Genomic DNA, 19,192 nt, shown 5'->3' on the forward strand with positions numbered 1-19,192 from the left:
CGGCCCCCACGCAGGACCTCCCGGAGGGGGAGGGGAAAGTCCGATGCCATTGATGCGGTGGCAGCAGCGCAGTCCGTATGCGGAACCCTCTGCGGCATGGTCCGTTCGGGTTCCCATGCCGCTCACCCTCGGGTCATAGTGTCTGCAGGAAGGCGATGATGTCGGCAGCCAGGAGGGCTGGTTCTTCGTGGGGAGCGAAGTGTCCGCCGCGGGGCATGAGCGTGTATTGCTTTACGTTGTACGTTCGTTCTGCCCAACTGCGGGGTGGGTTGGCAAGATCGTGGGGGAAGAGGGCCAGGGCGGTCGGAACGATCACGCGGTCTACGCGGGTGGTGAAGCCGGCTGCGTACTCGTAGTAGGGGCGCAATGAGGTCCCTATGGAGTTTGTGAACCAGTAGACGGAGGCGAGAGTGATTAGGTAGTCGTCGCTGAATCGTGTCGAGACATCTCCTGCGCAGTCGCTCCAGGCCCGGTGCTTTTCGAGTATCCATGATAGTAGCCCCACCGGCGAGTCGGACAGTGCTGGTGCAAGCGTGAGCGGTCGCGTTTGTTGCTGGTGTTGGTACGCGCCCTCTGTTGCGAGCCACGCGTCAACCCGGATCAGGTGTTCTCGTTCTTGTGCGGTAAGTGTTGTCGCTTCGAGGTGGCGTGGGGCTGCGACTGCCAAGAGGTGGATACCCGCGACCGCTTCGGGGTGGGCTTGGGCAAGCCGTGAGGTGATGCCGGCCCCGAGGTCGCCACCATGTGCGGCGTACCGGGTGAAACCGAGGTGGTCGGTCATAAGTTGATGCCAGAGCTCGTGGGTCTGTTCGCCAAAAGTGGGGCGTTGCGGGGAGAAGGGCAGCCCTGGCAGTGCTGGGACAATCACGGTGATGGAGCTACTGGGGTCGCCGCCGAAACGTGAGGGTGTCGCCAAGCGCTGGGCAAGTTCCACGAGCTCGAGTGCCGTGCTTGGCCAGCCGTTAGTAAGGATGATCGGGAGGTCCCCTTGGGTCTCTGCGTCGAATCGAAGGTACGTGATGGCGGTACCATCGATATCGGCTGTGCGCCAGGGCTGGGCCTCGATTCGCCGTTGTTGCGCATCCCAATTGAAATCGTCCAGCCAGTAGGCGACTAAGCGACGGAGCTCGCCATCGTCAGTGCCCGCTTCCCAACTCGTCGATGGCCAGCGCTCCGCCCAGCGTGTGCCCCGGAGTCGGTGGTACAGATCGTCGATGTCTTGATCGCTGACATTGAGGGAAGACGGGGGAGGCATGGGTGCTCATTTCATATCGCAAGGTAGACCACTCTTCATAACAAAACTCTCACAAGTTAGCGCCCGCAGCGGACGTCACCTCGTGTTCGATAGCCGAACGGTGAGCGGGGCAGATGTGGCTATCTGATGCCAGTGATGCTTGAGCACCGACTTCGTAGCAGCATCTGTTGCGCGGCGGCATGGTGGTCCGGATTTCTCGCGCGAACTGGCCCTGCCAACAGACTGCAACGTCGTCCGGCCGTACTGAAACGGGCCGTGTCAGTCCTCCCTACAAGACGGAATCGTGACTGGGCGCACCAGGGTGAGACTTAGTTGAGCTGCACCTGGCAGCGCTTCCCTGTGGGCTCGCCATCAAGGGTGAACTCAAAATTGAGGAGCCGTGCACTCATCGGCGGTTCAGGAGCGTAACCCCAGCACCCATCCCACTCGGTCCCGGTACCGGCCACTTTCCCACCGACCCAGCGGTATTCAGTACCTACATCGTCCGAGATCCGTACTTTGACCCGTTCAAGAACCGGCTCTCCGGGCATGATTGGGAATCGCCCGGCCGCCTCGGTGCCGTGAAGTTTTCGACGCTCCGCCCATTGATCTATTTCCTTGAGATGGCGTTGGTCCCGATGGCGAGTCTCAAGGCTCGGCACGCCCTCAAAATACACGACAACGCCTCCACTTCCTGGAACTTCGCCTACTCCTGGTGGAAGTAGGAATGTTGGAGCTACACCGGCAAAACGCACATCTATGCCATCGCTGGTCGCAATAATGAGATCACCAGGGGCTGAAATAATCGTCGTCATTAACCCACCCTAACGCCAGACCAGAAAGCACACTACGCCATCTCAATTCACCATACAGGCGCAGTCGCATCGTCCCGAAAGGGGTGTCCCGTATAGACGTTGGCAAAGTGTCCGTATGCCGGTCCTCCACCGGTCACAACGGCCCGGGAACTGGGTCGTTGCGTTCCCTGGACTGGCACCGTCCCGTAGGACCTGTCCGGTGAAGGGGTGCTAATCGGTACATTTCGTGCCGCTTGATCCTCTTAGCGTGAATTTCCGTACGGATCATCCTCAGATCCCACCACCCCGTCTGGGCCCGCAGCGTGCCCAAACCCGCGCGCGGCAGAGGCGGGCCGCAAGGCACAGGCGCGCGCCGGCGTCGTCCATTCCACCACTCAAGGTGCGCCTGCCGCACCGTTCCGGTAAACTCAGGACGCAAGACCCCCTTGATCGCCTGCCCGGGTACAGCCACGCTGGAACCGGCCTGCGATGGCCAAGGGGTATTTTCGTGTCCGGACGGTGTACGGCGGAACGTTCCGCCGAATCCTGCACCGACCGGCTCAACTTTATGAGCAAGGGGGAGGATCCCATGCCAGCAATCGTGATCGTCGGCGCCCAGTGGGGCGACGAGGGCAAGGGCAAGGCCACTGATCTTTTGGGCGGCCTGGTCGACTATGTGGTGAAACCAAACGGCGGCAACAACGCCGGGCACACCGTGGTCGTAGGCGGTGAGAAGTACGAGCTCAAGCTCCTTCCCGCCGGCATTTTGAGCCCCAACGCCACACCCATCATCGGCAACGGCTGCGTGGTGAACCTGGAGGCGTTGTTTGAGGAGATCGAGGGCCTGCAGGCGCGCGGCGCGGATACGTCCAAGCTGCGGATTTCCGCCAACGCGCACCTGGTTGCCCCGTACCATCAGGTGCTGGACAAGGTGACCGAGCGTTTCCTGGGCAAGCGCGCCATTGGCACCACCGGCCGCGGCATCGGCCCGGCCTACATGGACAAGGTGGCACGCCTGGGCATCCGCGTCCAGGATGTGTTTGACGAATCGATCCTGCGCCAAAAGGTGGAAGGCTCGCTCAAGCAAAAGAACGAGCTGCTGGTCAAGGTCTACAATCGCCGCGCCGTGGACATTGACGAGACCGTGGAGTATTTCACGGCCTTCGCCGAGCGCCTGCGCCCCATGGTCATCGATGCAACCTACGTGTTGAACGAGGCCCTGGACCGCGGCGAAGTGGTGCTAATGGAAGGCGGCCAGGCTACCTTCCTGGACGTCGACCACGGCACCTACCCGTTCGTGACCTCGTCCAACCCAACGGCCGGTGGCGCATCCGTGGGCTCCGGCATCGGGCCCACCCGCATCTCCCGCGCCGTGGGCATCATCAAGGCCTACACCACGCGCGTCGGCGCCGGACCGTTCCCCACCGAGCTCTTCGACGAGATGGGCATCTACCTGCAGAAGACCGGCGGCGAGTTCGGCGTCAACACCGGACGCCCGCGCCGCTGCGGCTGGTACGACGCACTCCTGGCCCGGCACGCCTCACGCGTCAACGGCTTCACCGACTACTTTGTCACGAAGCTGGATGTGCTCACCGGCATTGAGCAGATCCCGGTCTGCGTCGCCTATGATGTCGACGGCGTGCGCTTCGACGAGATGCCCATGACGCAGACCGACTTCCACCACGCCAAGCCCATCTTTGAGTATTTCCCGGGCTGGACGGAAGACATCACCGGCTCGCGCACCATGGAGGACCTGCCGGAGAACGCGCGCAATTACATCCTCGCGCTGGAGGGCATGTCCGGCACCCGGATCTCGGCCATTGGTGTTGGCCCGGACCGCGACCAGACCATCGTGCGGCACGAGCTCATCCCCACGTCCTCCCAAACAGAAGCTCGCTAGCGAGCACCTGTTCGGGCCCCTCGGACGCGTGGGCCCATCCACGTCCTCCCAAACAGAAGCTCGCTAGCGAGCACCTGTTAGGTCCCTCGGACGCGTGGGCCAACACCAGCGGCACCTGGGAGAGACGACGTCGGAACGCAAATTCCGCCGTCGTCCCTCCCTTTTTGTTGGCGGAAAGCGACTACGCTGGAATCAGAAAAAGCCACGGTGTGAGGGAGTTGCCATGAAGGTCAGTGTCGGACAGTTCAACCCGGGCGGGGAGGTTGCCGGCAACCTCGCCGTGATGCGTCGGCTGGCCGCGGAAGCCCGGGCGGACGGCGGGCGCCTGATCGTTTTCCCCGAGGAATCCATGTTTTCCGTGGGTCGGGTGGCGGGCGCCTTCGTCGCGGCCGTGGACGCGCAATGGACCACCTTTGTCCAGGGCGTCTCCCACATTGCCGCCGACGTCGGCATCGCCGTCATAGCCGGCGGATATGAATCCAGCGGCGAGGCCCGGCCCTACAACACTCTGGTGGCCGTGGACGAGGACGGCGCCATTCTGGGCACCTACCGCAAGCTCCACCTCTACGACGCGTTCTCCTACCAGGAATCACGCAAGATCAAGCCCGGCGACGACGGCGTGACCCTGGTGGAAATCGGCGGCTTTCAGGTGGGCATCATGACCTGCTACGACATCCGCTTCCCGGAGCAGGCCCGGGCGCTGGCGCTGGCGGGGGCTGACCTGATCTGCGTTGCCGCAGCCTGGTTCAAGGGGGACCACAAGGTGGAGCATTGGGAGACGCTGCTGAAGGCCCGCGCCATTGAAAACACGGTGTGGATCGCGGCGGCGGGCACCTCCAGCGACCACTGCATCGGCCATTCGGCGGTGCTGGACCCCATGGGCATACCGCAGGAATTCCTGGCCGATGAGGCCGAGGGCGTGGCCACGGCGGATGTCACGCACAAGCGCATTGAGGAAGTGCGCGAATTCCTGCCGGTGCTGCGCAACCGCCGGTTTGAAAACAATGCCGTGGTGGTGCCGGCGGGGTAACGATGTTCCATTGACGGCGCGCGCCAGTGTGGTTAGTGTCGGGATTAAGGGCAGGAGGAAGTCATGAACGATTCCAGGATTTGGGCGGCACTTGAGCCGATGCACCCATCGGCCTTGGAAGACATGCCGATGGATGGCACATGGCTGAGACCGCCCTACATCAATGATCCGGCCGGCCGCGCCGTGGTGTGCAACGACGGCGACTTCCAGTTTGTGGTGGTTGACCGGAAGAAGGGCGCGGTGTTGTTTGTCTGCGAAGACGACGAATCCCTCATCGCCTCCAACCTGGATGCCTTGGCGCAAATTGTTGCCGCGTGGGGTTCCATTGACCGTGATGCGCCCGGGCCTGAGGACGACGAAGAGTTCTCCGAGGTCCGGAAGTCGTTCGAATCGCAGCTGAAGGTGATCGACCCCGCGGCTGCCGGCCCCAACGAGTTTTGGTCCCTCTACACGGAGGAACTGACCAGCGGCGACTATGTGGACATCGACGACCTCGAGGACGAGGAAGAGGACGAGCCGGTAACCGACACCGGCGACAACGACCGCCCCGGCGCCGACGAGTCGTTCAGCGTCGCCTAGCCTACTTCCAGAGGCGGTTTGAGGCGATTTGCGCGCCCTGTCCCAGTGCCGCCAGCTTGGCTTCTGCGATCAGTGGGTGGACGCGGCCGCCCAGGCCGCAGTCGGTGGACGCGATGACGGCCTCGCGGCCCACCACGGAGGCAAAGCGCCCTATGCGGTCCGCCACCAGTTCCGGGTGTTCCACCACGTTCGTGGCGTGGGAGACCACGCCCGGAATGATGGATTTTCCCTCCGGCAGTTTGGTGTCCCGCCAAATCTTCCATTCATGCTCATGGCGGACGTTTGCGGCCTCAAAGGAGTACGCGCCGGCATTGACGGCCAGCACCTCCTCGAGGATGTCGGCAAAGGGGATGTCCGTGGTGTGCGGCCCGTGCCAGGAGCCCCAGCACACGTGCAGCCGGATTTTGTCCTGCGGCAGGCCGCGCAGGGCGTAATTGGTGGCCTCGACCCGTAACTGGATGAACTTCTTGTAGTCCGCGAGTGCCGGTTCCGGGTTGATGTGGTCCCAACTTTCGGCCAGTGACGGGTCATCGAGCTGGACCGTCAGGCCGGCGTCGATGATTGCCTTGTACTCCTCGCGCATGGCGTCGGCACAGGCGTACAGCAGTTCCTCATCGGTGGCGTAGTACTCGTTGGCCAGCCGGGCGCAGGAACCGGGCGACAAGGCGGCCATGAAGCCTTCGGCCAGGCCCGCCCCGGCCAGGCCCGTGCCCAGATTGGCCACATCAGAGGCGACTTGGGCGTGGCCGGTGTACGTGAGCGGCCCAACGATCTTCGGCTGTGTGGTGGCCTTGCGGTGGGTCAGGATGCCCGACGCGGGATCGCTGTAGGCGTCGATAAACTTCTGCCGGTCGCGGCGGTCCGGGAAGGAGGTCAACACCACGTTGCCGGGCGTGGAGCGGTGCACGGCAGCGTCGGCCCAGCGGTCCACGGTGGTTGCCTCAAGTCCACCGAGTCGGCTGAAGGAATAGTTCCACCAGGCGCCGTAGTCGACGGAACTGGACATGGTGTGGCCGTATTCGCCGTCGTTGGGGATGTCGATTCCGGCGGCCTGTTGGCGCGCCACGATGTCCACTACGGACTCTGCGAGCAGTGCCTGGTACTGGGGTCTTGGTAGTAGTGGAACAGGATTGAACGCTAAGCTTTCGGTGCTCGGCATTGAGGACCATCAGGACGTCTTTCGAGCCGAAAAGCACGTAATCCTATCTTGGACGTGGAGGTACGTGCTAGCCTGCATTATCTTGGCTCAGATTCGTGCGTCTGCAGGGCCAAGTGCACGAATTGCAATTCAAACCATGGGGGATATTGTGAAGTTTTTTCGAAAAATACTTACTGCCAGTCTCGCGATGCTGATCCTGGCTTCACCACTTGTGGTTACCTCTCCCGCTTCGGCGGCTCCACCACCGCCCTGATACCCAACCAATCAGGTCATGGCCTACGCCTATGGCAGCGGGTTTAAGTTTCCTATCCGCCGTGGATTCTATGACGCCACTGCGGACCAAGGGTTCGGTTGGGACAAAGTCTACTGGAAGCACAACATCACCAGCATCGCCGCAATTCAGTTTGCCATGGGCGGTCCAGGCGCATGGCAGGGAAATGACTGGGCCACATCGGCATATGCGAATAAGATCGTTTGCTCCGGCAGCACCTGTAAAGTAACGGAGAGCATCAAGGTCCTCACCGTTTCCAATAAGGGCTCCTACTCGGTCTACTACAATCAGCCTGTTGGCGGAGTTCTTGGGCTTAAGACGGCATACTGCATTGGGTACATCAAATGTCCCAGCTGGGTTACGATCGGGCTTGCTAATGGTGGGTCAGCCCGTGCGGCGGCACCCTCGTCGATGGCAAATCCGGGTACATTGCCGGAGAGTCAACCTGTGACCACTTCAGACCAGTCATACCTAAGCTACCAGCCCATGAAACTCGGAAGCGTGGTCGACAGTAAGTCCTACATGAAGCAGCAGCAAGACTTCAAGGTAGTTAACGAATCTTTCGCCTCGAGGAAGTGACGGTCAAGAGTTGAGTCCTGAAACCATACCTCAAGAAGTTTCCCACCCGCCAAGATCTACTGCGTGGGCTGAGTCTTTCGAGCCAGCTTTCGCTTCTATCGATCCCAAGATTTTGGGCCGCGTAAGATTCATTCATGCAGTTGCCCTTAATGAAGATTTTGTTGCGGTGATCTATAAAGATCATTTCGGGATCCTTGCTGGCCGCATCTACTCGGTCACAGCCCTTGAACAGGGGCTTCAAAACCAATCTAATCAAGTTGAAGCGTCCAGCGGGTTTATCTTGGGTGACTTGATCGAGCCGTCACCCCCGGGCAAGAAATTTGACCACGAACTATTCGATGCGCTAAACCGTCAATTCCCAAGTATAAAATGGTCTGGGGAAATCGCTTCATTCAAAGGTGGAACACCTTTCTAGTCGCCATGTAGGTTCGGAGCGCCAATCAAAAACCGGTGCGACCTTACGAATTCCCTGACTGCGCTGCCGATCCAGACCGAAGTCCGAGTCCAAACATGCCCAGCCTGAAGCCGATGCTTGGCATCAGATCGGGCTGTTTGTCCCCGTTCCGCTGGGGATGTGGGGGTCTTGGTAGTAATGGAGAGGATTGAACGCTAAGCTCTCGGTGCTGTAGTGTCCCTGTGTTCTGTGACTACGTTGTGGACGGTGCCGATGGAGAGCTTGGTGGCACCGGCGATGGTGCGGATGGACTCGCCGTCGAGGTGGCGGGCGATGATGATGCGGCGCTTGTCCGCGTCGACTACGCGGGGCCGACCTCCGGTCCGGCCGCGTCTGCGAGCTGCATCGAGTCCGTTGCGGGTTTTGCGGACGATGTCGCGTCGGCGGTCTTCGGCCAGGGCGAGTGCCAGATCGAGGATGAGGTTGCGTTCGGTGTGTTCTCCGGCGGCGATCCCCTCGAGGACTTTGACTGCGATCCCGCGGGAGAACAGATCGGTGAGCACGATCAGTCCCTCGAGGAGGTTGCGGCCAAGTCGGTCGACTTCCTGCACGGTGAGCATGTCCCCGCCCCGCATGTAGTCGATCGCTGCTGTAAGCCCTGGACGGGCGTCGATCGCAAGCTTGCCGCTGACTTTCTCCTCGAAGACGCGCTCACAGATCGGGTCGAGGGCGTCGTGCTGGCGCGCGGTCTCCTGCCTGCTCGTACTGACTCGCACCAGTCCCACCAGCGCCATAACGTCTCCGATTTGTTCAATAAATGTGTCCAACAAGTAGGCTGAAGTCTACATGTTGTTGAACGGGTTTTTGAACACCGGGACCGAATTTTGCGCCGGTTGAGGCGGGCAGGGCTGGTTGTTCAGTTATCGAACGTTTTCTGAACGAGGGCGGCATCCGATCAGTCTTCGCTGGGATGCGCTGCTTCCTCCCGCAGGGGCCGTAGCGTGTTGGGAGTTGGAGTGGTGAAGGCGTAGCGGCCCAGCATGTTGATGTGGACGTCCCCGAGCGGGGACAATCGGGCAATGTCAGTTTCGGACATCTCTTGTCCGGCAGCGCGCAGGGCTGACACGGCGAAGTCGATGTAGCGGGTGTTCCACAGAACGACGGCGTTAAGCACGAGGCCAAGTGCGCCGAGCTGGTCTTCTTGCCTTCGCGGTAACGCTGGTAGATTTGTCCGCGCCGGCCGTGGAAGATTGCCCTGGCCAGGCGGTGGCGGGATTCTTGGACGGTGAGCTGGGTGTTGATCGAACGCCGGTATGTCTCGTCCAGGGGATCAACCAGGGCGAGCAGGTGCAGCGTCTTGGCGATACGCCCGTACTCGGTGATAGCGGCGCCAAGCGGATTCGGCGACCCATTCTCCCGGGTGAGCATGCGCAGCACGTCGTACGCGCGGACCGTTCCGGTGGCCAAGGACGCCGCCACACGGGTCATGTCCTCCCAGTGAGTGGTGATCTTGTCCATGTTGACCTTGTGCCGGGCGACGTCGTTCAGCGTCCGGTAGTCGCTAGGTGCCCGGCCGGGAACGGTGGCGCGCCACAGTCGCTGGTCCGCGAGGTCGGCGATCCGTGGTGAGAACCGATAGCCGAGCAGGGTGAAGATCCCGAAGACCATGTCGGAATAGGACGCGGTGTCGGAAGCGACCATCTCGGGTTTGGGTCCACCGTCGAGGTTGAGTATGGTGTCCAGCACGTAGAGTGAGTCACGCACCGTACCTGGCACGACGAGGGCGCCGATGCCGGCGACCTGGTCGTTGACGGCGTTGAACCAGGTCAGGCCACGACCGTGGCCGAAGTACTTCGGGTTCGGGGCAGCGTTGATCGTCCGCACGGGGACTACGAAGCACAGCCCGTCGACCGAGGCCAGCAGTCCGCCACCCCACCAGCCCACGATCGGTACCAGGGCCTGCGCCTCGATGAGCAGTGCGTTGGCGTCTGCGTGGGTTTCGGTGCGCACGTAGTTCGCCTGCACATGCCCCAGCCGGTCGCGAGTCAATGCCGCGTGCCCCTCAGCAGCCACCGGTGTCAGCCCCACGTTGCAGGCCTCGGCGATCAGCACCGCGGCCACCGAGACCGGCAAGTCGCTCATGCGCGAGCCGGCACCTGAGACGTGGGTGTAGGCGTGAAGGAATCCGGTCCAGGAATGCACCTCGAGCAGGATCTCGGGTAGGTCCACCTGAGGAAGCAAGCCCGCCACCTGTGTCCGCAACCGGGTCAGGGACTTCGGTACCTCAAGGGCGTCCAGCCGTGCGACCGAGAGTTTGACCTTGCCGTCTTCGGTCTCCGTCAGCCGCACGCCGCCTGGCGGGCCAGCGTCGGTGATCGCGTCCGCCAGGGCCCGCCAGGCGGCGTCCAGCAGTTCAACTTTGCCAGCCAGGTGCCCGCTCACAGTGCCGTCTAGGCTCAACGACCGTAGCGCCTGCCCACGAGCCGCGTCCCATGCGGGGCCGTCGAGCAGCTGTGCGCGCGGGTCGCCCCACCGGTTCGAGGTCGTGGCGAACACGTCCCGGCGACGCAGGGACGAGCGCAGCAGCTCCAGCACGCACACGACCCACGCGTCCCGGTCCACTGTGACCTCCTCGGCGCGACCGAACACTGCGGCTCGCCACGAGGCCGGCACGAGGGTTTCCTCGATTTCCTCCCGCCGGACCTTTCGCCGACCGCGCAGCGTGTCCAAGGTGGCCAGGGCGTCGAGAACGGGCTGCCCGGCAGCGGTCGCACCCCACGGGATCGTGGTGGACAACATTTGCAGGAACGGCGCCACGGTGCGGAACCGGCGTGCCATCTGCTCGCGCATCGCGCCCTCAGCGCCGGAAGCGTCAGGGACGAGTTCATCCACCCTCGCCACCGCGTCGGCGATCCGATCACGGCCAGCGACCTGTTCCAGAGCTGCCCACGCTGCCGCAACACCAATCTGTTCCCCGGATTCCGCAAGGACGCGCAACAGAGTCTGCCCGACCCGGGCCAGGACGCTGGAGGCCTTCTCCAACTCCGGCAACTTCGCCAACCGCTCCGCGGCCGCTGCACGGCGCGAGGGTCCTAGGACCTTCGTGGCCATGAGCAAATCGAACAAGTCCAGTGCGTCATCGACGGAGTCGGCCTCCAACGCCGCCACAGTCGCGACCAGCGTCGCCGTCCGCCGTGGTTCGGCCAACCGGTGCAACGACTGTGCCTTCGCGCCCAACCCGTACCGGGCCAAAGCCCTCACCCGCGCCACCGGCAGGCCGGATAAGTCGACCTCACCTGTACCGAGCATCCGCACCGCGGCAACCCGCTGCAGCGCCTTGTCCAGCTCCGGACCGGACACCCTCACAGGCCCTACCCGCAACACTTCCAACCGGCTCGTCCGCTCACCCTGGTCAGCGCTCAGCAGACCCCGCAGCACCGCAGGCAACCCCGGATCCTTGGCAGCGGAAGCCGCCGCGATGACCTCGTGAAGGCGGGCGATGGACCGCTCACGTGCCGCTGCCACCAGCCGCGCCAGCACGCTCACGCCGGGCAGCAGCACCCGCTCCCGGCGAAGCCATGCCGTCGCGTGATCGAACAACACGGCCAGCCCTTCACCGTACGTCCAGGCACGGGAATATACGAACAGCGTCAGTTCTTCGGTCAACTCTCCCGCCAAGTCGCGGTACCCGTAGGCCGTCCGGATCTCGCGTGCATGCCCGTGGACCGTCGGCGCCCGCTGAGGGTACTTCTTTACGACCGAGGGATCCGTAATCTTGAGCTGGGCTGCGAGATAGTCAACGACGCCCCGCGGAACGTCAAGCGAATCAGAGAGGAACGCCCCCAGGAAGCGGACCGTCCCCAGCTGCACCGCGAACCCCAGCCTGTTGTGATCACCGCGTCGAACGGTGATCAAATCCCGGTCGGCATCATCGAGATGGAAGAACCGCTCCAGATCCGCCTGCGACAGCTCGCCCTTAAACCGCCCAAACCGAGCGGCCTGTTCATCGCTGAGGAATTCCACCGGCATGCCCTCACATTACCGAACCACGAGGCTTAGCGTTCAATCCTGTTCCATTACTACCAAGACCCCGTACTCGGCAGTGTCGCCACTGGCCTCGCGCTCGGCATTGGCCGCGAGAAGGGCCGGGGTGCGGGGCAGGGAGCCGGCATGCGTGGTGCGGATGTGGTCTGTGTTTAAGGACATGGGTGACTCCTAGGCGAGCAGCTGGCGCTTGGACGAGATGACGCCGGTGTCGAAGCCGGCCAGGTTCAGCCCGCCGTGGAAGCGGGCGTGTTCGATCTTCACGCAGCGGTCCATGACCACGTCCAGCCCGGCGGCCTCGGCCGTCGCGGCGACCTCCTCGTGCCAGGAACCCAGCTGCAGCCACAGCGTCTTGGCGCCGGCGGCAAGTGTCTCCTCGAGCACGGTGGGGAGGTCGTCGTGCCGGCGGAAAACGTCCACCAGGTCCGGGACCTCGGGCAGCTCTGCCAGCGACTTGTACACCGGCCGGCCCAGGATTTCCTTCGCCACGGGGTTCACAAAATACACCCGGTAGCGGCTCGAGGAGAGCAGGTACGTGGCCACGAAATAGCTGGCGCGGGACGGCTTGTCCGAGGCCCCCACAATGGCGATGGACTGCGTCTTGCGCAGGATGGCCAGCCGTTCAGGGGCAGACGGGCCCTCCCAGCTTCGTTCTGTGGTGCTCATGCGGTTGCCCCGATCCGGCAGGAGGACGCCGCGTCTGCGCGTCCGGTGTCTTTGACGTCGGCCTGCGATTCCTGGGCGGCCGTGAGCGCCTGGTCCAGGTCCCACAGGATGTCGGCAATGTCCTCGAGGCCCACCGAAATGCGGATCAGGTCCTCGGGCACGCCGGCCGCGTCGAGCTGCTCGGCGGAGAGTTGCTGGTGGGTGGTGGAGCCGGGGTGCAGGACCAGGGTGCGCGAGTCGCCTATGTTGGCCAGGTGGCTGGCCAGCTGCAGTGCGTCGATGAACACCTTGCCCGCCGCCCGCCCGCCGCGGACACCGAAGGCGAACACGGAGCCGACGCCGTTGGGCAGGTACCACCGGCCTCGCTCGTAGTGGGGGTGGCCGGGCAGTCCGGCGAAGTTGACCCAGGACACGCGCTCGTCGGCGTCGAGCCATTCGGCGACGGCGGCGGCGTTGCGCAGGTGCTCGTCCATGCGCTGCGGCAGCGTCTCCACGCCCTGCAGCAGCTGGAAAGCGGACTGGGCGGACAGAGCCGGGCCGATGTCGCGCAGCTGCTCGGAGCGCAGCTTCGTCAGGAATCCATATTCGCCAAAGTTTCCCCACCAGGACACATTGCCATAGGAGGCGACGGGTTCGGTCATGGACGGGAACCTGCCGTTGCCCCAGTTGAATCGCCCGGATTCGACGACGACGCCGCCCAGGGTGGTGCCGTGCCCACCGAGGAACTTCGTGGCGGAGTGGATGACGATGTCTGCGCCGAACTCGATCGGCCTGATCAGGTATGGCGTGCTGAGCGTGGCGTCGACCACCAGGGGGACGCCGGCGTCGTGCGCCACGGCAGCCAGCCCCTCCAGGTCGGCGATGTCCCCGGAAGGGTTGGCCACGATCTCCGTGTACACGGCCTTCGTATTTTCCCGGATCGCGGCGGCGAAATCGGCCGGGTCGGTCGAGTCGATGAAGGTGGTGTCCACCCCGAAACGGCGCAGGGTCACGTCGAGCTGGGTGATGGTGCCGCCGTACAGCTTTGACGACGCCACGATGTGGTCGCCGGACCCGGCCAGCGCGGCAAAGGTAATGAATTCCGCGGCCATGCCCGACGACGTCGCAACCGCCCCGATGCCACCCTCCAGCGACGCGATGCGCTCCTCGAAGGCGGCCACGGTGGGGTTGCCGATCCGGGAGTAGATGTTGCCGTACTTTTGCAGCGCAAACAGGTTGGCGGCGTCGTCGGTGTCCTTGAACACGAACGAGGTGGTCTGATAGATGGGCACGGCACGGGCGCCGTGCACGGCGTCGGGCGTGCCGCCGGCGTGCAGGGCGCGGGTGCGGAAGCCAAACTGGTGCTCGGCCATCAGGCGAGTGCCCCTGCCGGAACCGCTGGGGCCACGTCGGCAGGGTTCCCTGGCCGGGCTTGCGAGGTGAGGGGGCTGAGGGGGAGCAGGGAGGTGTCCAGCTCGGTGCCGTGCTTGCGGGCGAGGCCGGCTTCGAGCTCGCGGACGATCGGCAGCACGTCGCGCCCAAACGAGGCCACCTCCTCCTGGAAGTGCAGGTAGCAGGTCAGCAGCAGGTTCACGCCGGACTTCTTGTACTCCACAACCCGCTCGGCGATCTGTTCGGGTGTGCCGATCAGGCCGGTCTTGAAGCCGTCGTTGTACTGGACCAGGTCCTCGTAGGAGGCGTCGGCCCACATCCCCTTGCCGTCCTTGGTGGAGGCGCCGGCCTCCTTCACTGAGGCGGCGAAGCCTTCGACGGCGGGGCGGTGCGCCTTTTCGACGATCTCGCGCAGCGTGTCCCTGGCTTCCTTTTCCGTGTCCCGGGCAATGACGAAGCCGTTGAGCCCGAAGCGGGGGGTGCGCCCGGACTCGGCAGCCGCGGCCAGCACTCCGTTGACGTTTTCCGCATAGCCCTCCAGCGTCCGCCCGTTGGAGAAGTACCAGTCGGCCACCCGGCCCGCCGTGGCCTGGGCGGCGGTGGAGTTCCCGCCAAAGAAGATCTCCGGGTGGGGGCGTCCGGGCACGTCAATGGGGGCGGGTTTGAGGGTGAAGTCGTTGATGTTGTAGTACTTGCCGGACTGCGAGAAGTTTTGCTCGGTCCAGAGCCCCCGCAGCACGCGGATGAACTCCTCGGTGCGCACATAGCGCTCGTCATGGTCCAGCCAGTCGAGGCCAAAGTTCACGAACTCGTCCTTGAGCCAGCCGGAGACAATATTGACCGCGGCGCGCCCGCCGGAGAGGTGGTCGGCGGTGATCATGAACTTGGCCAGCACGCCCGGGTGCCACATGCCGGGGTGGACGGCGGCGATGACCTTCAGCCGTTCGGTGGCGCCCAGCAGTGCCAGCGAGAAGCTGGTGGCCTCGTGCTGCTGGTCGGCGCCGTAGCTGGCCGCGTAGCGGGCCTGCGTCAGGGCGTACTCGAAGCCGGAGTTTTCCGCGATGCGGGCCAGCTTCTTGTTGTACTCAAAGTCCCAGCCGGTGCGCTGTTCGATCGTGGAGACGACCAGGCCGCCGGAGACGTTCGGCACCCAGTAGGCAAACTTCAGCGGTGTGGCCAGGGCTTCGGGCGAGGCGGCTATGGGGGTCATGGCATGCTCCTTCTTGGTGTGCTCGCGGAAGGAAAAGCGAATGCGCTCTCCATCGTTTCTGGCGGTAGCACCTCACCTGCACGGACTGTGGGCGGTTGCTGCGGCGTCAAAGAGCCAGATCTCTCGGCCGCTCGGGATGGTTGCATTCATTGTGACAACATAAGTCGGTTACGCCAAAGAATGTTTAGCCACATTGCGCTATTTGGGTTCCGGCCCGAACTATGCGCTGACCCGTCCCTTCCCGGCGGGGCTGGTCCGTGTAGACCTTGGAAATTGCCCGCAGCGGATTCCTGCCCCTTGGCCGGGGACGGGTCTACCGAGCCCCGCAGATCCGCTGGATCTCTGGGATGCAGTCCTCGTTTTGCAGGCTCGTGGTGTCACCCAGGGCGGCGCCCTCAAACAGCTGCGTCAGCAGCCGGCGCATGATTTTTCCGGACCGGGTCTTGGGCACGTCGGGAACAAACACAATGTCGCGCGGCTTCGCGATGGGACCGATCTGCGAGGCCACGTGAGCCCGCAGCTCCGCGGCCGTGGTTTGCTGCTTCGGCGTCAAAGCAGCCGTGCCCCCACCGATCAGAGACATGTCGTGCGGCACCACGAACGCCGTTGCCGCATGCCCCGTCTTCGCATCGACGGTGTGGCACACCCCTGCCTCCACGACGCCGGGATGGGATACCAGCGCCGACTCGATTTCAATCGTGGAGAGCCGGTGCCCGGAAATGTTGATGACGTCGTCCGTCCGCCCCAGGATCCAGATGTCCCCGTCGCCGTCGAAACGGGCGCCGTCGCCGGCCAGGAACCAGCCCTGCTGCGCATACTTTTCCCAGTAGGAGCTGTAGTACCGTTCCGGGTTGCCCCAGACGGTGCGGGCCATGGCCGGGCCCGTGCTGGTGAGGTGAGCACAATGTTCCCCTGCACGCTGGCTGGGACGGTGCTGCCGCCGTCGTCCACCACATCCACCGCGACGCCGGGCAGCGCACGGGTGCCGCAGCCCGGCTTGAAGGCCGTGTCGTCCTGGCGGGGGGAGAGGATCGTGGCGCCGGTTTCCGACTGCCACCACGTGTCCACCATGGGGATGCCGCGCGAAGGATCGCCGGGGACCAGTGAATCGCGCCCCACCTGGCTGCGCAGCCAGCGCCACGCCTCCGGGTTGACGGCCTCGCCCACTGTTCCGGCCAGCCGGATGGAGGAGAGCTCGTATTTTGCCGGGATGCCCTCGGGGAACCAGCCCATCAGGGAGCGCACCAGGGTGGGTGCGGTGTAGTAGCTGGTGACCTTGTAGCGTTCGATGATTTCAAAGTGGCGGCCCGGGTGCGGGGCGTTGGGCACCCCCTCGTAGATGACCTGGGTGACGCCGTTGGACAGCGGTCCGTAGATCTCGTAGGTGTGTGCCGTGACCCAGGCGAGGTCCGCCGTGCACCAGTGGACGTCGCCGGCACGCTGGGCCGGGTCGGGGTTGCTGAACAGGAACTCGTGGCTCCAGGAGGCCTGGACCAGGTAGCCGCCGGTGGTGTGGACCAGGCCCTTGGGCTGGCCGGTGGTGCCGGAGGTGTACATGATGAACAGGGGGGTCTCGGCGTCAAACGCCTCTGCACGGTGGGTGCGCGGAGCCGTGTCGACGGCGTCGTGCCACCAGATGTCCCGGCCCGGCGTCCACGGCACGGAGTCCAGCGCGTCGGGGGCGGTGGTGCGGTTGATGACCAGCACGTGTTCGATGGCGTTGCGCCCACCCACAGCCGTGTCGGCGTTGGCCTTGACGGGCACAGCCGTGCCGCGGCGGTACTGGCCGTCGGTGGTGACGAGCAGCTTGGCGCCCGTGTCCTCGACGCGGAATTTAAGGGCCTCGGCCGAAAAGCCGCCGAACACGAGTGAGTGCACGGCCCCGATCCGGGCGCAGGCAAGCGTGATGACCACGGTTTCCACCAGCACGGGCAGGTAGATGACCACGCGGTCGCCCCGGCCGATGCCCAGGGCTTCGAGCGCGTTGGCGGCCTGGCTGACAAGCCCGGTCAGTTCGAGGTAGCTGACGCTCCGGCGGTCTCCGGGTTCACCCTCGAAATGCAGTGCGATCCGCTCTCCGTTGCCGGCCGCCACGTGCCGGTCAGCGCAGTTCACTGCCGCATTGAGTTTTCCGCCGTCAAACCAGCGCAGTTGCGGTCCGCGCCTGGCCGTCGGGTCCGCCGGCGTGGAGTCGTGGACGGTGTGCCAAGGTTCGGCCCACTCGAGCCTGTCCGCCGCGGCCGCCCAAAAATCGAGGCGGTTTTCTTCGTCAAGCGCTCCTTGTAGGATCATCGGCGCACCGCCCACTTCTCGGCCAGGCCCAAGTCGGGCGTTCCCTGCGGGTCCAGCAAGGTGGGACTGGCGGGCGGCAACAGCAAGGCAGACATGGCAACACTCCATCGACTCCTGGCGGTAGCACCTTGCCGGCATCGGCGCCCAAAAAATGGTGCCGACCAGGGTTGCTGCGGCGTCGCTGAGCCAGATCTCTCGGCCGCTCGGGATGGTCGGAACCAGCCTATGCCCCCTCTCCGACCGGCTGAAATCGGGCGGTTCGCGAATCGTAACAAGCCCTCCGGCCGGACCGCCGCCGGAGGGCATACACTCGGTCCATGGCACACGTCAACGATCCCGCCACCATCCGCCGCCTGCTGGCCACGCCGGCCCGCTGGGCGGTAGTCGGGCTGTCCAACAACCCGCTACGCGCGGCGGTGGGGGTGTCCCTGTTCCTGCAGCAGCATCTGGGCCAGGAGATCATCCCGGTCAGCCTCAAGGGCGACGACGTCCATGGCGCCAAGGGATACAAGACCCTGGCAGAAATCCCGGGACACCTTGATGTCGTTGACTGCTTTGTGAACTCGACAAAAGTAGGATCGGTGGTGGACCAGGCCATTGCGGTCGGTGCCAAGGCAGTCTGGCTGCAACTGGGCGTGATCGACGAAGCCGCCGCCCGGCGCGCAGCGGATGCCGGCCTCGACGTCGTCATGGACACCTGCCCGAAAATTGAGGCCGCAGCGATGGGCCTGTAAGTTCCCACAGGAAAGCACCCATGCCCCGTCACCTCCACACGGAATCCAACACCCCCCGGTGGATAGCACTGGCCGCCGTGCTGGTGGTGTTCTCTGCGCTGGTCTTTGGGGCCCTGCACTTTGCAAGCGGAACCACGACGCCGGCCGGCACCGACACGTCCCCCCTGCCTTTGGCGTCTTCCGCAACCACGGCGGCACCCGGGGGCGCCAGCGCAACGGGCGCTCCGGCGTCGAACACGCCAACGGCCGCTGCGGTGGACCCGAAAACCGGCCGCCGCAGCACCTTGGGCGGGCTGGTGCCCGACTACACGCTGCCGCCCATTGAAGACGGCATGGTCCCGGTCATCACCAAGATTCCCACCGAGCAAAAGGTGGTGTTCCTGACCATCGACGACGGCGCGGTGAAGCGGGAATCGGACCTGGCGCTGCTGGAGAAGAACGGCATCAAGGCGTCGTTGTTTTTGGCGCACACCTTCATTGCCGGGCACTCGGACTTTTACCAGGCCTACCTCGACGCCGGGTTCCTCATCGAAGACCACACCATGACCCACAACCTGGGCTTCATCAACCTCCCCTACGGCCAGGTGAAGGCCGAGATCTGCGGCATGGCGGACTACGAGGAAAAGTATTTCGGCCGGCGGCCCGTGCTGTTCCGCCCGCCGGGAGGCCCGTACACGATGGCGGTGCGCAGGGCCGCGGCGGAATGCGGCATGAAGGCCATTGTGGACTGGGAAGCGAAGGCGAATGCGCGGTCCATGCAGTACCAGGTAGGGGACGCGCTGCGCCCGGGAGAGATTGTGCTGATGCACTTCCGGCCCGAATTTCCGGCGGACCTGGGGGCCTTCGTCAAGGCGGCCAAGGCTGCCGGGCTGAAGCCTGTGCTGCTGGAGGACTACCTGGGCGTGAAGTAATGGACGCCGTTGGGCCAGCTTTGC

The 19,192-nt window shown here is 64.2% G+C and carries 15 protein-coding genes, 2 pseudogenes and 1 riboswitch; of the genes and pseudogenes, 7 read left to right on the top strand and 10 right to left on the bottom strand.

Features of this window, described 5'->3' with window-relative positions; genetic code table 11:
* Nucleotides 1-133 precede the first annotated feature (133 nt).
* Both CVV68_RS00005 and CVV68_RS23015 read right to left on the bottom strand, forming a co-directional pair.
* Entirely contained in the window at nt 134-1,255 is a 1,122-nt protein-coding gene (locus CVV68_RS00005; protein ID WP_110498968.1) for an epoxide hydrolase family protein, read from the bottom strand.
* Nucleotides 1,256-1,563: 308 nt separating this feature from the next.
* The gene (locus CVV68_RS23015) at nt 1,564-2,049 is read right to left on the bottom strand and encodes a hypothetical protein (protein ID WP_146238774.1); all 486 of its coding nucleotides are present in this window, start codon (nt 2,047-2,049) and stop codon (nt 1,564-1,566) included.
* Between the two features lie 568 nt (nt 2,050-2,617).
* Between CVV68_RS23015 and CVV68_RS00010 the strand changes: the two genes are divergently transcribed.
* From CVV68_RS00010 to CVV68_RS00020, 3 genes are all read left to right on the top strand, one after another.
* Nucleotides 2,618-3,928: an adenylosuccinate synthase gene (locus CVV68_RS00010; protein ID WP_110499322.1), complete on the top strand. Its 1,311-nt coding sequence runs from the start codon at nt 2,618-2,620 to the stop codon at nt 3,926-3,928.
* 223 nt (nt 3,929-4,151) lie between these two features.
* The gene (locus tag CVV68_RS00015) at nt 4,152-4,958 is read left to right on the top strand and encodes a carbon-nitrogen hydrolase family protein (RefSeq protein WP_110498969.1); all 807 of its coding nucleotides are present in this window, start codon (nt 4,152-4,154) and stop codon (nt 4,956-4,958) included.
* A gap of 63 nt (nt 4,959-5,021) precedes the next feature.
* Nucleotides 5,022-5,537, top strand: coding sequence for an SUKH-4 family immunity protein (locus tag CVV68_RS00020; RefSeq protein WP_110498970.1), 516 nt, complete (start codon nt 5,022-5,024; stop codon nt 5,535-5,537).
* A gap of 1 nt (nt 5,538) precedes the next feature.
* On the opposite strand, the gene CVV68_RS00025 is transcribed toward CVV68_RS00020, so the two are convergent.
* The gene (locus tag CVV68_RS00025; protein WP_110498971.1) at nt 5,539-6,696 is read right to left on the bottom strand and encodes a cobalamin-independent methionine synthase II family protein; all 1,158 of its coding nucleotides are present in this window, start codon (nt 6,694-6,696) and stop codon (nt 5,539-5,541) included.
* A 271-nt stretch (nt 6,697-6,967) separates the two neighbouring features.
* Here CVV68_RS00025 and CVV68_RS00030 point away from each other — a divergent pair, with 271 nt between their 5' ends.
* Together CVV68_RS00030 and CVV68_RS23020 are read left to right on the top strand one after the other, a co-directional pair.
* A complete protein-coding gene (locus CVV68_RS00030; protein ID WP_110498972.1) occupies nt 6,968-7,546 on the top strand; it encodes a hypothetical protein in 579 nt (192 codons plus the stop codon).
* A gap of 10 nt (nt 7,547-7,556) precedes the next feature.
* Entirely contained in the window at nt 7,557-7,961 is a 405-nt protein-coding gene (locus CVV68_RS23020; RefSeq protein WP_146238775.1) for a hypothetical protein, read from the top strand.
* Nucleotides 7,962-8,155: 194 nt separating this feature from the next.
* Here the strand turns inward: CVV68_RS23020 and CVV68_RS00035 are convergent, their stop codons facing one another.
* The 7 genes and pseudogenes from CVV68_RS00035 to acs all read right to left on the bottom strand — a co-directional run bounded on the left by CVV68_RS00035 (nt 8,156) and on the right by acs (nt 17,523).
* Nucleotides 8,156-8,767: a recombinase family protein gene (locus CVV68_RS00035; RefSeq protein ID WP_245933240.1), complete on the bottom strand. Its 612-nt coding sequence runs from the start codon at nt 8,765-8,767 to the stop codon at nt 8,156-8,158.
* A gap of 128 nt (nt 8,768-8,895) precedes the next feature.
* A pseudogene (locus CVV68_RS00040) lies at nt 8,896-11,969 on the bottom strand (Tn3 family transposase).
* Between the two features lie 33 nt (nt 11,970-12,002).
* Nucleotides 12,003-12,146 (bottom strand): hypothetical protein, encoded by a 144-nt coding sequence (locus CVV68_RS23315; RefSeq protein ID WP_170133035.1) that lies wholly within the window; start codon nt 12,144-12,146, stop codon nt 12,003-12,005.
* Nucleotides 12,147-12,155: 9 nt separating this feature from the next.
* Entirely contained in the window at nt 12,156-12,650 is a 495-nt protein-coding gene (locus CVV68_RS00045; protein ID WP_110498974.1) for a CoA-binding protein, read from the bottom strand.
* Nucleotides 12,647-14,002, bottom strand: coding sequence for an O-acetylhomoserine aminocarboxypropyltransferase/cysteine synthase family protein (locus CVV68_RS00050; protein ID WP_245933241.1), 1,356 nt, complete (start codon nt 14,000-14,002; stop codon nt 12,647-12,649). The genes CVV68_RS00045 and CVV68_RS00050 overlap by 4 nt, the downstream gene beginning before the upstream one ends.
* On the bottom strand, nt 14,002-15,231 hold the full coding sequence (gene sfnG, locus CVV68_RS00055) for a dimethylsulfone monooxygenase SfnG (RefSeq protein WP_211320670.1): 1,230 nt from the start codon (nt 15,229-15,231) through the stop codon (nt 14,002-14,004). Before sfnG ends, CVV68_RS00050 begins: the two co-directional genes overlap by 1 nt.
* A gap of 46 nt (nt 15,232-15,277) precedes the next feature.
* Nucleotides 15,278-15,374, bottom strand: a riboswitch (SAM riboswitch).
* A gap of 170 nt (nt 15,375-15,544) precedes the next feature.
* Nucleotides 15,545-17,523, bottom strand: a pseudogene (gene acs / locus CVV68_RS00060) (acetate--CoA ligase).
* 317 nt (nt 17,524-17,840) lie between these two features.
* Here acs and CVV68_RS00065 point away from each other — a divergent pair.
* Both CVV68_RS00065 and CVV68_RS00070 read left to right on the top strand, forming a co-directional pair.
* Nucleotides 17,841-18,257, top strand: a complete 417-nt coding sequence (locus CVV68_RS00065) for a CoA-binding protein (RefSeq protein WP_110498975.1) — start codon at nt 17,841-17,843, stop codon at nt 18,255-18,257.
* Between the two features lie 20 nt (nt 18,258-18,277).
* Nucleotides 18,278-19,168, top strand: coding sequence for a polysaccharide deacetylase family protein (locus tag CVV68_RS00070; protein WP_110498976.1), 891 nt, complete (start codon nt 18,278-18,280; stop codon nt 19,166-19,168).
* The last annotated feature ends 24 nt before the right edge of the window (nt 19,169-19,192 follow it).

The organism is Arthrobacter livingstonensis, from assembly GCF_003219815.1.
In the GTDB taxonomy this organism is placed as follows: Bacteria; Actinomycetota; Actinomycetes; order Actinomycetales; family Micrococcaceae; genus Specibacter; species Specibacter livingstonensis.

What these genes read in the sequence shown, in the direction of transcription:
- CVV68_RS00010 (WP_110499322.1), top strand. Translation starts at nt 2,618, where the DNA reads ATGCCAGCAATCGTGATCGTCGGCGCCCAGTGGGGCGACGAGGGCAAG.
- CVV68_RS00005 (WP_110498968.1), bottom strand. Translation starts at nt 1,255, where the DNA reads ATGCCTCCCCCGTCTTCCCTCAATGTCAGCGATCAAGACATCGACGAT.
- CVV68_RS00025 (WP_110498971.1), bottom strand. Translation starts at nt 6,696, where the DNA reads ATGCCGAGCACCGAAAGCTTAGCGTTCAATCCTGTTCCACTACTACCA.
- CVV68_RS00030 (WP_110498972.1), top strand. Translation starts at nt 6,968, where the DNA reads ATGGCCTACGCCTATGGCAGCGGGTTTAAGTTTCCTATCCGCCGTGGA.
- CVV68_RS00050 (WP_245933241.1), bottom strand. Translation starts at nt 14,002, where the DNA reads ATGGCCGAGCACCAGTTTGGCTTCCGCACCCGCGCCCTGCACGCCGGC.
- sfnG (WP_211320670.1), bottom strand. Translation starts at nt 15,231, where the DNA reads ATGACCCCCATAGCCGCCTCGCCCGAAGCCCTGGCCACACCGCTGAAG.
- CVV68_RS00065 (WP_110498975.1), top strand. Translation starts at nt 17,841, where the DNA reads ATGGCACACGTCAACGATCCCGCCACCATCCGCCGCCTGCTGGCCACG.
- CVV68_RS00045 (WP_110498974.1), bottom strand. Translation starts at nt 12,650, where the DNA reads ATGAGCACCACAGAACGAAGCTGGGAGGGCCCGTCTGCCCCTGAACGG.
- CVV68_RS00070 (WP_110498976.1), top strand. Translation starts at nt 18,278, where the DNA reads ATGCCCCGTCACCTCCACACGGAATCCAACACCCCCCGGTGGATAGCA.
- CVV68_RS00015 (WP_110498969.1), top strand. Translation starts at nt 4,152, where the DNA reads ATGAAGGTCAGTGTCGGACAGTTCAACCCGGGCGGGGAGGTTGCCGGC.
- CVV68_RS23015 (WP_146238774.1), bottom strand. Translation starts at nt 2,049, where the DNA reads ATGACGACGATTATTTCAGCCCCTGGTGATCTCATTATTGCGACCAGC.
- CVV68_RS00020 (WP_110498970.1), top strand. Translation starts at nt 5,022, where the DNA reads ATGAACGATTCCAGGATTTGGGCGGCACTTGAGCCGATGCACCCATCG.
- CVV68_RS23315 (WP_170133035.1), bottom strand. Translation starts at nt 12,146, where the DNA reads ATGTCCTTAAACACAGACCACATCCGCACCACGCATGCCGGCTCCCTG.